General features: G+C 42.5%; 14 protein-coding genes. All 14 read left to right on the forward strand.

Annotated features, from left to right (window positions below; translation table 11 throughout):
- The 14 genes from fliF (at position 1) to flhB (ending at position 12896) form a co-directional block, all read left to right on the forward strand.
- Positions 1-1716 (forward strand): flagellar basal-body MS-ring/collar protein FliF, encoded by a 1716-nt coding sequence (fliF, locus tag AABI99_RS02410; protein ID WP_338363082.1) that lies wholly within the window; start codon positions 1-3, stop codon positions 1714-1716.
- Complete coding sequence (gene fliG, locus AABI99_RS02415) at positions 1709-2749, forward strand: flagellar motor switch protein FliG (RefSeq protein ID WP_004588291.1); 1041 nt, start codon at positions 1709-1711, stop codon at positions 2747-2749. Before fliF ends, fliG begins: the two co-directional genes overlap by 8 nt.
- 3 nt (positions 2750-2752) lie before the next feature.
- A complete protein-coding gene (gene fliH, locus AABI99_RS02420; protein WP_338363083.1) occupies positions 2753-3562 on the forward strand; it encodes a flagellar assembly protein FliH in 810 nt (269 codons plus the stop codon).
- 18 nt (positions 3563-3580) lie between these two features.
- Positions 3581-4915, forward strand: a complete 1335-nt coding sequence (fliI, locus tag AABI99_RS02425; protein ID WP_338363084.1) for a flagellar protein export ATPase FliI — start codon at positions 3581-3583, stop codon at positions 4913-4915.
- On the forward strand, positions 4915-5361 hold the full coding sequence (fliJ, locus tag AABI99_RS02430) for a flagellar export protein FliJ (RefSeq protein WP_338363085.1): 447 nt from the start codon (positions 4915-4917) through the stop codon (positions 5359-5361). Before fliI ends, fliJ begins: the two co-directional genes overlap by 1 nt.
- Before the next feature lie 89 nt (positions 5362-5450).
- Positions 5451-7421 (forward strand): flagellar hook-length control protein FliK, encoded by a 1971-nt coding sequence (locus tag AABI99_RS02435; RefSeq protein ID WP_338363086.1) that lies wholly within the window; start codon positions 5451-5453, stop codon positions 7419-7421.
- 57 nt (positions 7422-7478) lie between these two features.
- Positions 7479-8012 (forward strand): flagellar basal body-associated protein FliL, encoded by a 534-nt coding sequence (gene fliL, locus AABI99_RS02440; RefSeq protein ID WP_338363087.1) that lies wholly within the window; start codon positions 7479-7481, stop codon positions 8010-8012.
- Between the two features lie 9 nt (positions 8013-8021).
- Entirely contained in the window at positions 8022-9113 is a 1092-nt protein-coding gene (fliM, locus tag AABI99_RS02445; RefSeq protein WP_055015925.1) for a flagellar motor switch protein FliM, read from the forward strand.
- A gap of 20 nt (positions 9114-9133) precedes the next feature.
- Positions 9134-9532, forward strand: a complete 399-nt coding sequence (gene fliN, locus AABI99_RS02450) for a flagellar motor switch protein FliN (RefSeq protein ID WP_338363088.1) — start codon at positions 9134-9136, stop codon at positions 9530-9532.
- Positions 9529-9912 carry a flagellar biosynthetic protein FliO gene (gene fliO, locus AABI99_RS02455; RefSeq protein WP_338363089.1) on the forward strand — a complete coding sequence of 128 codons (384 nt, stop codon included), beginning with the start codon at positions 9529-9531 and terminating at the stop codon, positions 9910-9912. The genes fliN and fliO overlap by 4 nt, the downstream gene beginning before the upstream one ends.
- Positions 9913-9916: 4 nt before the next feature.
- Positions 9917-10660 (forward strand): flagellar type III secretion system pore protein FliP, encoded by a 744-nt coding sequence (gene fliP, locus AABI99_RS02460; RefSeq protein WP_338363090.1) that lies wholly within the window; start codon positions 9917-9919, stop codon positions 10658-10660.
- A gap of 42 nt (positions 10661-10702) precedes the next feature.
- The gene (gene fliQ / locus AABI99_RS02465) at positions 10703-10972 is read left to right on the forward strand and encodes a flagellar biosynthesis protein FliQ (protein ID WP_338363091.1); all 270 of its coding nucleotides are present in this window, start codon (positions 10703-10705) and stop codon (positions 10970-10972) included.
- A gap of 2 nt (positions 10973-10974) precedes the next feature.
- Entirely contained in the window at positions 10975-11754 is a 780-nt protein-coding gene (gene fliR / locus AABI99_RS02470) for a flagellar biosynthetic protein FliR (RefSeq protein WP_338363092.1), read from the forward strand.
- Between the two features lie 8 nt (positions 11755-11762).
- Positions 11763-12896, forward strand: a complete 1134-nt coding sequence (flhB, locus tag AABI99_RS02475; RefSeq protein WP_338363093.1) for a flagellar biosynthesis protein FlhB — start codon at positions 11763-11765, stop codon at positions 12894-12896.
- Positions 12897-13010: the final 114 nt, after the last annotated feature.

The following is a 13010-nucleotide window of genomic DNA, read 5'->3' on the forward strand; positions in this document are numbered from 1 at the left end:
GTGGCGCAATCTAATCAATCAACAGATCTTGCTCTTGCTAGCGGTGGCATTGACCAAAGCGAAGACAACGAGCAACTAGAACAAAAGTCGGGCTATTTAAGTGCCTTAAACGGTGTTGATGTACTTCGTCAAGTAACACTTATTATTGCACTCGCTATTTGTTTAGCTATTGCCATATTTGTGATTATTTGGGCACGCCAACCCGATATGCGCCCACTTGGTAAAATGCCAACAGAAGAGCTGATCCAAACGCTTGATTTTTTAGATGCACAAAAGATTGACTACGAACTAGACGGTAACGTGATCTCGGTTGATGAAAGTGAGTATAAAAATATTAAATTGCTGATGGCACGTGAAGGCTTAGAACAAGGCCCTACCTCAGGCACCGATATCATAATGCAAGATATGGGCTTTGGTGTAAGCCAACGCCTAGAACGTGAGCGCTTAAAGCATGGCCGAGAGCAGCAGCTTGCTCGCACCATCGAAGAGCTCAATAACGTCACTCGCGCCAAAGTTTTACTCGCTATCCCAAAAGAGAATGTATTCGCACGCAGAGAGAAAAAACCATCAGCCACAGTGGTATTGACTCTAAAGCGCGGCAGAATGCTTGATGCAGAAGAAATTGATTCAGTGGTTGATATTGTAGCCTCTGCAGTACAAGGGTTAGCACCTGCACGCGTGACGGTAACAGATCAAAATGGCCGCTTACTTAATTCAGGCTCGCAAGACTCATTAGCAGCTCGCTCGCGTAAAGAGTACGACATTGAAAGAAAACGCGAGCAAGAATACCTAGAAAAAATAGACAGTATACTTATTCCTGTCGTGGGTTTGGGTAATTACACAGCGCAAGTCGACTTAAATATGGACTTTAGCTCAGTAGAAGAAACACAAAAACGCTATAACCCAGACTTACCGGCAGTAAGAAGCGAAACCACATTTGAAGAAAACAACATAGGTGGTCTAGCGGTAGGTATTCCTGGCGCACTCACCAATCAACCCCCTATGAATTCAACGATTCCAGAGGTGGCAGGGCAAGGTAATGCAGGCACGGCAACCAATCCAAGTCGAGTACATAAAGAGGCCACGCGCAACTTTGAGCTCGACACCACTATTTCGCATAAACGCCAACAAACAGGGGTTATTCGCAGAATTAGTGTCTCTGTAGCTGTTGATTATGTACCCAAAGTAGGTGAAAACGGCGAAACGACCATGGCGCCGCGCTCAGTAGAAGCTTTGTCAAATATACGTCGCCTATTACAAGGTGGGGTGGGTTTTGATATGCAACGTGGCGATGCACTAGAAGTAGTAACTGTGCCATTTGTACGCGAAGCGGTTGATTTAGACATAGAGGTACCACTGTGGGAGCAAGACTGGTTTATGAAAATTATCCGTCTTGTGCTTGGCGCCTTGGTTATTATTGTATTAATTATGGCAGTCGTTAAGCCTATGCTTAAACGTTTAATCTACCCAGATGATACGCTTGAAGAGTACGATGAAGATGCATTAAGCTCAGGAGTTGATATTGGCGACAGCACGCTAGATATGCTAAATAAAGACTTTGATTCTGCTGCTGTTGGTTTCTCAAGTGATGGTACACTGCAGCTGCCAGATTTACATGGCGACGAAGATTTGCTTAAAGCGGTAAGAGCACTTGTAGCGAACGAACCGGAACTCTCATCACAAGTAGTGAAAGCGTGGTTAACAGAAGATGACTGATCAAGAACAAAAACAACTCCCGCCAGCATTTGATGTTGACAAGTTAGATGGCGTAGATAAAGCCGCGATTCTTTTATTGAGCTTATCAGAAGAAGACGCAGCGCAAATACTTAAACACTTAGAGCCAAAGCAAGTGCAAAAAGTGGGTATGGCAATGGCTGCACTAGATGACTTGTCACAATCTAAAATAAGCGCAGTTCATAATTTATTTATAGAGCAAATACAAAGTTTTAGTACAATTGGCTTCCAGTCAGAAGACTTTATTAAAAAGGCGCTTACCGCCGCATTAGGTGAAGATAAAGCCGCAAGCTTAATAGACCAAATTGTAATGGGCTCGGGCGCCAAAGGCTTAGATTCACTTAAATGGATGGACTCAAAGCAGGTTGCTAATATCATTCGTAATGAGCACCCGCAAATTCAAACGATTGTTTTATCGTATTTAGAGCCTGAGCAGTCGGCAGAAATCCTCGCGCAATTTCCTGAAAAAGTGCGCCTAGATTTAACCATGCGTATTGCTAACCTTGAAGAAGTGCAACCAGCAGCCTTGCAAGAACTTAACGAAATTATGGAAAAACAATTTGCCGGCCAAGCAGGCGCACAAGCCGCTAAAATGGGTGGCTTAAAAGCCGCGGCAGATATTATGAACTACCTAGATACCAATGTTGAAGGGCAGTTGATGGACTCTATTCGTGAACACGATGAAGAAATGTCTCAGCAAATTCAAGATCTTATGTTTGTATTTGAAAACCTTATGGATGTGGATGACCGTGGTATTCAAGCCATACTACGTGAAGTACAGCAAGACGTACTAATGAAAGCCATTAAGGGCACGGACGAAGCACTCAAAGATAAAATTTTGGGTAATATGTCTAAACGTGCTGCCGAAATGCTCGCCGATGACTTAGAAGCCATGGCACCGGTTAGAATAAGTGAAGTAGAAGCAGCTCAAAAAGAAGTACTTTCAACAGCAAGACGCTTATCTGACTCGGGTGAGATTCAGCTAGGCGGCGGTGGTGGCGAGGAGTTCCTGTAAGCTATGTCTAAATTAAAAGGCCGCCCTTTGCATGCAGATGAAGCTGATGAGCTTTTAAAAAACTGGCCAATACCCGACGTTGCCCCTGATGAGCGCAGTTTTGGCAACCGTTCAACGGCTTTTGGTACACCGCTTTCTGATTTGTATAAAAAAGAAGTTGAAGAAGAAGCTTTAGAAGACGAACAACCGCAAGAGCCTGAATTACCTTCGTTAACTATGGCAGAGCTTGAGCGCATTAGGCAAGATGCTTATGAAGAAGGCTTAAAGCAAGGGCACGAACAAGGCTACATAGATGGCTTTGAAAAAGGCGTTGGTGAAGGCAAAGAAGCAGGTTACAAAGAAGGCGTAGAGCTTGGTAAAACACAAGGCCAAGAAGACGTAAAACCGCTAATAGAAGAGCAGTTAACCAGCTTACGTAGCATAATCGACAGCCTCAGCGCGCCGCTTGATAAAGTGGACGAACTGGCAGAAAAGCACTTAGTGCAATTAGCAGTTATGCTGGCAGAAGCTATAACCTATCAAGAAATTAAAACATCGCCTGATGTTATTTTACATACGCTTAAAAAAAGCATAGATGCACTCAATACGGAGCAAGAAAAAGTTCGTGTGCATTTAAACCCAGACGACCTAGAGCTGGTAAAGCAAAGCTATGGTGAGCAAACTATTGCAGATAATAATTGGCAGCTCATTGCAGAGCCAACCCTTGAGCGCGGCGGTTGCGAAGTTAAAACGCCACAATCATCTTTAGATATGACCCTAAAAACCCGTGTCAAAGAAACGTTGGATAGCTTTTTGCATAATAGCGGTATCTAACCTTTTTTGTGGCGTGTTATGGCAGCTCAACGTGCACCTCTAAGCGAACGCTTAAACCAATATCAACATCACATTGCAGCATTTAAACCAGCTGTGGCGGGTATTTTAACTCGAGTCGTCGGTTTAACTCTTGAGGCCAAAGGGTTGCGTGCGCCCGTAGGCAGCCAATGCAAAATAGAAACTATGTCGGGCTTTGTAGATGCTGAAGTGGTCGGTTTTAGTGAGCAAACTCTATTTTTAATGCCTAATGATCATATTTCTGGAGTGTTGCCTGGGGCACGTGTTATTCCACAGGTAAATGATACAGGTTTGCCCGTTGGTATGAGCCTACTGGGTCGCGTGGTAGATGGCTTAGGTCGCCCGCTTGACGGACTCGGTAAAATTAACGCAGAGCACTATTTAAAGTTTGCACAAAACCCCATAAACCCCCTCGCGAGAAGACCAATTAGCCAGCCTATGGATGTAGGTGTACGGGCAATAAACTCAGTGATTACTGTAGGGCAAGGCCAGCGTATGGGATTATTTGCAGGCTCTGGTGTTGGTAAATCAGTGCTCTTAGGTATGATGACCCGTGGCAGTGAAGCCGATGTTATTGTGGTTGGCCTAGTGGGAGAGCGTGGCCGTGAGGTAAAAGAATTTATTGAAGAGATACTCGGTGTAGAAGGTCGCAAACGCTCTGTTGTAGTCGCTGCTCCTGCTGATGCATCGCCCCTTATGCGCCTAAAAGGCTGTGAAAGCGCGGTGACCATTGCTGAGTACTTCCGTGATCAAGGCTTAAATGTATTGTTATTGCTTGATTCTGTAACCCGGTACGCCATGGCGCAACGCGAAATCGCGCTAGCGGTTGGCGAGCCCCCTGCGACAAAAGGCTATCCGCCTTCTGTATTTGCCAAATTACCGGCGCTGGTGGAGCGAGCGGGAAATGGCGGTGAAGGGCAAGGGTCTATCACTGCGTTTTTTACCGTGCTCAGTGAAGGCGATGATATGCAAGACCCAATAGCCGATGCTGCACGTGCAATTTTAGACGGGCATATTGTACTTTCACGTGACTTAGCTGATAGCGGTCATTACCCCGCAATAGATATCGAAAAATCAATTTCTCGTGTTATGCCGCAAGTAGTGTCTGAGCCGCATATGCAACAAGCTCGTGTATTAAAACAAGTGTATTCAATGTATCAGCAAAATAAAGATATGATCACCTTAGGTGCATATCAAAAAGGCGCTGATCAAATGCTTGATCAAGCTATTAATATGATGCCGCGCGTTAATGCGTTTTTACAACAAGGTATGCGCGATGTAATAAGTTACGATGATGGTTTACACGGCCTAGCCCAATTACTAGGACAAGCATAATGGCAAAAAATAAGCTCGATTTACTGCTAAAGCTCGAAAACGACAAAGAAGAAAACCTGCGCATGAGCTACTTACAAGCCAATCAAAATTTACAAGCTAACCAACAAAAACTGCAAGGATTAAATAACTTCAGATTAGAATACTCGCAGCAATTACATGTAAAAGGAAAGTCTGGTTTATCAAGCGCCGGCTTTGGCCAGTACCATGCCTTTATCGCAAAAATTGAAGAAGCGATTCGCCAGCAAGCCAATACAGTGAATACGGCTAAGCAAGTTGTAACACAGCGTAAAGCGTTATGGTTAAAGCAGCAGGTAAAAGCAAAAGCCGTAGCAAAATTAATTGAAAAGCAAAACTTAAAAGCGGCGGCATTAATGGCAAAGAGTGAACAAAAAATGCTGGATGAGTTTTCTGCTAATCAATTTTTTCAGCGCCGTAAAAGTTTATAACTTTGGCGCGTTTATTGCTTTATTGATAGGTGGTAATTAATTTTGGCAAAGTGCGGTGGCAACTTGCCGCAGTGCTGTGTAGGTGAATTATGGCAATAAACGATATTTCAATGTTGGCTACAGCTGAAAAAGACGCTTTTTTAGCATTTAAAGACAATAACTTACCTGCAGGTAACGAATCTGGTGATGCTTTTTTAAGCCAACTACAAGATGCAGACAAACCCTTTGTATTGCCTGCCAATTCAGAGGCTTCTAGCCAAGCTGGCTCTTTATTGCCAACTGATGATAAGCAGCTAGCCAATGCTTCATCAAGTGATGACACGCAAGGTACGTTAGTATCTGGCGATAGCGTTTTAGCACAAATAAACTCCTCGCAAGTGATTGACGTAAGTGTAAAAAAACACGGCAGTAGCGATAGTGACTTTAGCGAATTAAGTGCAAAAAAGAATGATAAAAGTGTCAGCTTTTTAGTTTCGCAATTAGGTGAAACTGATGAAGCCGACACTATAACGGCTAAAGCCGATAATACGCTTTTAGCTGATAATAATAGCAACGGCAAAAAAAGTGCGTTTACAAACGCCGAGCTAGAAGCTAAAGCAGCTAAACAAAGCGCTGGAGAAAATTTAGCCCCTTCTTTTAAAAGTGAGAGCCTAGTAAGTAGTGCTGTTAAAAACCCAATAGCAGAAGCGGTGCAAACACAAATCAATAAAACGAATAGCAGCGCAGCTTCGGTAAATAGTGAAGGTAAAAGTGCTGAGAATACAAAAGCGCTAGGCACCGCGTTAAATGGTGAAGGTGCACTGCCTATAAGTGATGCAGACATAGAGCAATTAGCCAAAGAACTGTCTCGTTCATCTACGCAGGCACAGCTGCCAACAACATCTAAAGTATTCAATTCATTAAGCGAAGCGCAACGCACACAATTAAACGAGCAAGTTAAAAGCTCATTTACTGAAACCACGCCAAGTGAAGGTGATGATCGCGCAAGCTCTATTAAACAATTACTTACAGAGTTTGTAGTACAAAACGAAAAACAGACAAGTATGCGCGGTGAGCTAGTTCAATCTCAGTTAAAAAACTTAAATAGCGATGAAAAGCAGGCGCTACTTAGCCAATTAAAAAGCTATGTGAGTAACGAGCAACCGACAGGTGATACGCTCAAAAAAGTAAATGAAACAATAAACAACTTACAAACTATGCTTGATACGCAGCTTAGTGAGAGCAAAGCGCAAAATGTGTCGAGCTCTGCAAATGCGGCTTTAAATGCGCAGCAAGCCAGTAATGCAGCAATAAGTGCGAATACGCCGCAAAATAAAGCTATGATTAATGCTCAAGCTCCTTCTAATATTGAGCAAGATGGTGTAATTAAAGACGAGCTAAACGCGTTAGAGGCAGAGCAACAAAGCTTACTTAAAGAACCTAAAACAAATACAGGTTTATCCCGTGTAGCGCAGGTATTTTCGTTGATAACCGATGGTATTAATAACACGCAAGCACAAATAAATACTCAGTACGACAACGCGCGTTATGAGCAGTCTATTTTAGAAAGCCAAGCTATGCAGTCGCAGCAATTACAAACCAGCTCCGCGCAGGTTAAGCAAATAAATGTAGATGCAAGCATGATGCAGGCTATTAATATTGTTAAAAGTGATGCGGCTAAAATGCTTCAAGAGCGTGTATCTTCAATGCTCAGTATTAGCAATAAAGAAGCAGAAATTCGCTTAGATCCGCCAGAAATGGGCAGTATGCAAATTCGTATCAGAAGTGATGCTGAGCAAGCACAAATAAATTTCGTGGTACAAAATCAGCAAGCTAAAGAAGCGCTTGAGCAGTCAATGCCACGCTTACGTGAAATGCTAGCCGAGCAGGGCATTGATTTAGGCGAAAGCGCTATTTCTTACGGTCAATCGGGTAATGAGCAAAGCGATGAAGGCGAGGGACAATCGCAAGGTCAAATGGCTAATAAAAATACAGCGCAGGATCAAAATGATGAACAAGATGGCGCTAACCCACAAAGTTCTCGACAACAAACTTCATCATCAATAGATTACTATGCCTAAGTACTGCTATTATAATAACTAAAACAAGCAAGTACCTTTGCTAAAAAAGGAATCACAATGGCCGAAGAAACAAGTTTAGAAATAGAAGAAACCGGTAAAAGCAAAAAAAAGCTGATCATAATCATAGTGGCAGTGCTGCTTGTTGTTGGCGGTGGTGCAGGCTATTTTTTCATGGCGGGCGATGATGCACCCGTTGAAACATTAGATGAAGAAACAACAAGCGCAGCGCAGAGCGACTCGGCAGCGCCTACTGGCTCTTCAGCTGAAATGGGCAGTGCTTTGTATGTTGCTATGCCAAGACCCTTTGTTTTTAATGTACCAGGGTCAAGCAGAGATAGAATTGTACAAATTAAAGTGCAATTACTTGTACGTGGCGATGTAAATGAAGAAACTGCTAAAAAACACATTCCTTTAATTGAAGGCACCTTATTAAGCGTGTTTTCAACCACTACAGCTGATGAGCTCAGTACCAGTGCGGGCAAAGAGACATTACGCTTTACTGCGCTTGAAAAAGTGCAAGCTGCGCTAAATGATGTTGAAGGCACTAAAGTAATTGAGCGGGTATTGTTTACCGGCTTTGTGATGCAATAAGGGGCTAGCGTGAGCGATTTATTATCCCAAGACGAAATTGATGCACTCTTACACGGCGTTGATGAAGTCGAAGAGGAAGATATACACGAAGGTGAAGACAGCGAAGGCAGTACATTACAGTACGACTTTTCTTCGCAAGATCGGATCGTGCGTGGTCGTATGCCGACCCTGGAAATTGTTAACGAGCGGTTTGCTCGTCATATGCGAATAAGCTTATTTAACATGATGCGCCGCACCGCAGAGGTGTCGATTAATGGCGTACAAATGATTAAATTTGGTGAGTATATTCATACCTTATTTGTACCTACAAGCTTAAATATGGTGCGTTTTAGACCACTAAAAGGCACCGGCCTTATTACCATGGAAGCACGCTTAGTGTTTATTTTGGTAGATAACTTTTTTGGTGGTGACGGGCGTTACCATGCAAAAATTGAAGGTCGCGAATTTACCCCTACCGAACGTCGAATTGTGCAAATGCTACTAAAGATTATCTTTGAAGATTACAAAGAAGCATGGGCACCGGTTATGGACGTATCGTTTGAATACCTCGATTCAGAAGTAAACCCAGCCATGGCCAACATTGTTAGCCCTACTGAGGTTGTGGTTATTAGCTCTTTTCACATTGAATTAGATGGCGGTGGTGGCGATTTTCACATTGCACTACCGTACTCAATGCTTGAGCCAATTAGAGAGCTGCTAGATGCGGGTGTGCAATCGGATACTGAAGATACCGACTTGCGTTGGAGTAAAGCGCTGCGCGATGAAATTATGGATGTTGAAGTTGATTTATCAACCCAGCTTCTTGAGGTTGACTTGTCGCTTAAGCAAATAATGGAACTTAAAGCGGGCGATATTATTCCGGTAGAAATGCCTGAGCATATTACGGTATTTGTTGAAGAGTTACCTACATTTAGAGCTAAGATGGGCCGTTCTCGCGATAACGTTGCGCTGCAAATTAGTGAAAAAATTAAACGTCCTGATTCAGTTAAATCTGAGCTGCATGTATTTACCAAAGGCGGCAAGAAAATTGATTCAGATGCAGAATTAGCAGAACTAGAAGATGATTTACACCTTTCTGACGGTGTAGACTTAGACTGGTAATTGATTAAAAGGTTAAAAGTATGAGCGATGATCAAGATACAATGGACGAATGGGCAGCAGCCTTAGCAGAAGCCGAAGGCGGTGATGAAAGCGCAGAGGCGCAAGTCGCTGAGCTTGATGAATTAAGTGATGCTAAGCATGAACTTAGCGGTGACGAAAAACGTAAACTCGATACAATTTTAGATATTCCTGTGACGATTTCTATGGAAGTAGGGCGTTCTAAAATAAATATTCGTAATTTATTGCAGTTAAACCAAGGCTCTGTTGTTGAGCTAGACCGCGTAGCCGGTGAACCATTAGATGTATTGGTAAATGGCACGCTCATTGCTCATGGCGAAGTGGTTGTAGTAAATGATAAGTTTGGTATTCGTTTAACGGATGTTATAAGCCAAGTAGAGCGGATCAAAAAATTACGATGAACTCTCTTGCTGCTTTAACAAACTCAGTATTTACAAAGACAGAGACGATTACACCAACGGCCGATATTTTGTCTATGGTACTGTCGTTGGTTGTGGTGCTAGTGCTGATAGTGGTGCTGGCATTTTTTGTAAGAAAGCTTAATCCAAATTTAGCCAATAGCGACGAGTTTAAAGTAGTACGAAGTTTACCGCTTGGCTCGCGTGAGCGGCTGATGGTGGTCGAAATAGATAATGTACAGCATTTATTAGGGGTAACGCCACACAGTATTAATTACTTACATAAGCTAGAAACTCCGTTAAGTGAAAAAGAACTGCCAGAGCTTGCTAAGCGATTTAGCAAACTACTCAACCCGCAAATGAATCAAAATAAAAAGAATTAACCCTATGATAAAGTGGCTGCTGATTATTTTAGCTGTGTTGTTTGTGCCTGCTGTAAGCAGTGCAGAGGGCATAGACGCACTAACCATTACAACCAATGCCGACGGGACGCAAGATTATTCAGTAACCTTGCAAGTTCTGGCCATTATGACGGCGCTGAGCTTTATTCCTGCCGCCATCATTATGATGACCTCATTTACTCGTATTATTGTTGTACTGGCCATTTTGCGCCAAGCTATTGGTTTACAATCAACACCTTCAAACCAAGTTTTATTAGGTATGTCGCTTTTTTTAAGTATTTTTATTATGGCGCCAATTTACCAGCAGGTTAACGAACGCGCCATTGAGCCCTACTTAAATGAACAAGTGACCTCGGTTCAAGCATTAGAACTTGCAAAAGAGCCTATGAAAGCCTTTATGCTCTCACAGGTGCGTTTAAAAGATTTAGAAACCTTTGCTAAAATAGCAGGGTACGATCAGCTTGACTCGCCAGAAGCTACGCCGTTAATCGTACTTATCCCAGCATTTGTAACCAGTGAACTACAAACCGCATTTATTATTGGTTTTATGTTTTTTATTCCGTTTTTAATTGTGGACTTAGTGGTTGCCTCAGTACTAATGGCTATGGGTATGATGATGCTCTCGCCAATGATAGTCTCCTTACCCTTTAAAATAATGCTATTTGTACTGGTCGACGGTTGGAGTTTAGTAATGGGGACGCTCGCTAAAAGCTTTGGCTTAGGAACTTAAACCATGTTTTATATTCGCATTTATAGACATTAGGAGTACAACATGGAACCGGAAATTTTTGTTGATATTCTTAGTGACGCACTATTTTTAGTGATCAAGTTGGTATCCGCTATTGTGGTGCCTGGTTTGCTTGTAGGTTTAGTCGTGGCGGTGTTCCAAGCGGCGACCTCTATTAATGAACAAACTTTAAGCTTTTTACCCCGTTTACTAATTACCATAGGAGCGCTAATTGTGGGCGGGCACTGGTTTACCCAGGAGCTGATGGACTTTTTTAAGGGCCTAGTGTTACTCATTCCTGAAATTGCAGGCTAATTGTGGAATTTCCTTTTTCTGTTGTTATTCAATGGTTAAGTGATTTTTTACTGCCGCTTGTTCGCATAAGCTCTATGATCATGATTATGGCGGGCTTAGGCGCACAAAATGTACCTACGCGTATTAAAATGGGCTTGGCGGTGGTGGTCACATTTTTAGTTGTGCCTGTGCTGCCTCCTGCAACATTTACTAATTTATTTTCCTTTGAAATGGTGCTGGTGGTTATTCAGCAAATGCTCATTGGTGTGGCGATAGGCTTCGCCTCAACGCTTATGCTAAATACCTTTGTGCTTGCTGGGCAAATACTAGCAATGCAAACCGGTTTGGGCTTTGCCTCTGTTATTGACCCCTCAAATGGGGCAAGTGTGCCGGCAGTTGGCCAGTTTTATTTAATTTTAGCAACCTTGTTATTTTTTGTATTTAACGGCCATTTAATGATGATTCAAATGGTTGTTCACAGCTTTGAAGTACTGCCAATAAACGGCGATTGGTGGGCGGTTGATCATTACTGGGACATAGTAACCTGGGGAAGCTGGATGTTTACTACCGCATTAGTTTTGGCTTTAGCCCCCTTAACAGCGATGCTTATTATTAATATTTCATTTGGTATTATGACCCGTGCAGCACCGCAGTTAAATATTTTTTCAATAGGTTTCCCATTTACGCTAGTCGCCGGTTTGATGATTATTTGGGCTACTCTGGGAAATTTTGTGACTCAGTTTGAATTTCAGTGGTTAAAAATGGTTGAGCTTATGTGCAGCCTTGTTGGCTGTACGGTTTAGGAGGGGCGATGGCTGAAGATTCAGGACAAGAAAAAACAGAAGAACCCACCTCCAAAAAGCTAGAAGACGCTAAAAAGAAAGGGCAAATAGCGCGCTCAAAAGAGCTAGGTACAATGTTTGTACTTATTTTTTCTGCCATTTCGTTATTGTTGTATGGGCCTGAAATAGGCAAAGGCTTATACAATATTATGGGCAGAATGCTGTCTTTAAATCGCACTGAAACCTACGACACCACTAAAATGTTTGCTGTGTGGGCTGAGGTGGCCGACGCGTTGTTATTTCCTATGGCGATGTTTGTTTTAATCATTGTGATTGCAGCCTTTATTGGTAATACCTTACTCGGTGGCTTTAATTTTAGTTGGGAAGCTGCAGCACCTAAGCCTAGCAAAATGTCGCCGATGAAAGGCTTTAAACGCATGTTTGGCCCACAAGCCGCGATAGAGCTGGTAAAATCCATATTAAAGTTTGCACTGGTGGCTATTTTTGCAGTGTTTTTGATTCAAACTTTTTTTGATGAAATTTTACATTTAAGTATTGAAAGTGCACCGAGTAATATAATTCATGCCCTTGAAATACTCTCATGGATGTTTTTAGGCTTATCGTGCACTTTGGTGATTATTGCCGCTATAGATGCCCCTTATCAAAGTTATAACCACAACAAACAACTTAAAATGACCATGCAGGAGATCAAAGATGAGTACAAAAACTCAGAAGGTGATCCGCAAATTAAAGCACGTATTAGGCAAACGCAAAGGCAAATGTCGCAGCGAAGAATGATGCAAGATGTCCCTGATGCTGACGTAATTGTAACCAACCCTACTCACTATTCTGTAGCCCTAAAATACGATACTGAGCGTGCAGGTGCGCCGATTGTACTTGCCAAAGGGGTAGACGAACTGGCTATGCAAATTCGTAAAATAGCTAACGGTAACGAAGTACCCATAGTCGAGTCCCCGATGCTCACGCGGGCGCTTTATCATACTGCTGAAGTAGGCCAGCAAATACCTGATCAACTATTTACCGCCGTAGCGCAGGTTTTGGCGTATGTGTTTCAGCTTAAACGCTTTAAAAAAGGACGTGGTAAACGACCTATTCCGCTTAAGTCTAAACTGCCTATACCTGATGATTTTAAATACGATTAGCGCTAAGTTTTTTTAAGTAAAGCCCTGTAATATTATTTAAATTACCTCCTCGCTAAGCTGGTTTATCAATAAAACCGTAACTTGGAATAGTTATTGCAATTTCAAGCTAGTGTC

The organism is uncultured Pseudoalteromonas sp. (assembly GCF_963922945.1).
In the GTDB taxonomy this organism is placed as follows: Bacteria; Pseudomonadota; Gammaproteobacteria; order Enterobacterales; family Alteromonadaceae; genus Pseudoalteromonas.

Coding starts and splice junctions, on each gene's coding strand:
- fliN (WP_338363088.1), top strand. CDS start 9,134: ATGAGCGATGATCAAGATACAATGGACGAATGGGCAGCAGCCTTAGCA.
- fliH (WP_338363083.1), top strand. CDS start 2,753: ATGTCTAAATTAAAAGGCCGCCCTTTGCATGCAGATGAAGCTGATGAG.
- fliO (WP_338363089.1), top strand. CDS start 9,529: ATGAACTCTCTTGCTGCTTTAACAAACTCAGTATTTACAAAGACAGAG.
- fliI (WP_338363084.1), top strand. CDS start 3,581: ATGGCAGCTCAACGTGCACCTCTAAGCGAACGCTTAAACCAATATCAA.
- fliG (WP_004588291.1), top strand. CDS start 1,709: ATGACTGATCAAGAACAAAAACAACTCCCGCCAGCATTTGATGTTGAC.
- fliP (WP_338363090.1), top strand. CDS start 9,917: ATGATAAAGTGGCTGCTGATTATTTTAGCTGTGTTGTTTGTGCCTGCT.
- flhB (WP_338363093.1), top strand. CDS start 11,763: ATGGCTGAAGATTCAGGACAAGAAAAAACAGAAGAACCCACCTCCAAA.
- fliL (WP_338363087.1), top strand. CDS start 7,479: ATGGCCGAAGAAACAAGTTTAGAAATAGAAGAAACCGGTAAAAGCAAA.
- fliJ (WP_338363085.1), top strand. CDS start 4,915: ATGGCAAAAAATAAGCTCGATTTACTGCTAAAGCTCGAAAACGACAAA.
- AABI99_RS02435 (WP_338363086.1), top strand. CDS start 5,451: ATGGCAATAAACGATATTTCAATGTTGGCTACAGCTGAAAAAGACGCT.
- fliQ (WP_338363091.1), top strand. CDS start 10,703: ATGGAACCGGAAATTTTTGTTGATATTCTTAGTGACGCACTATTTTTA.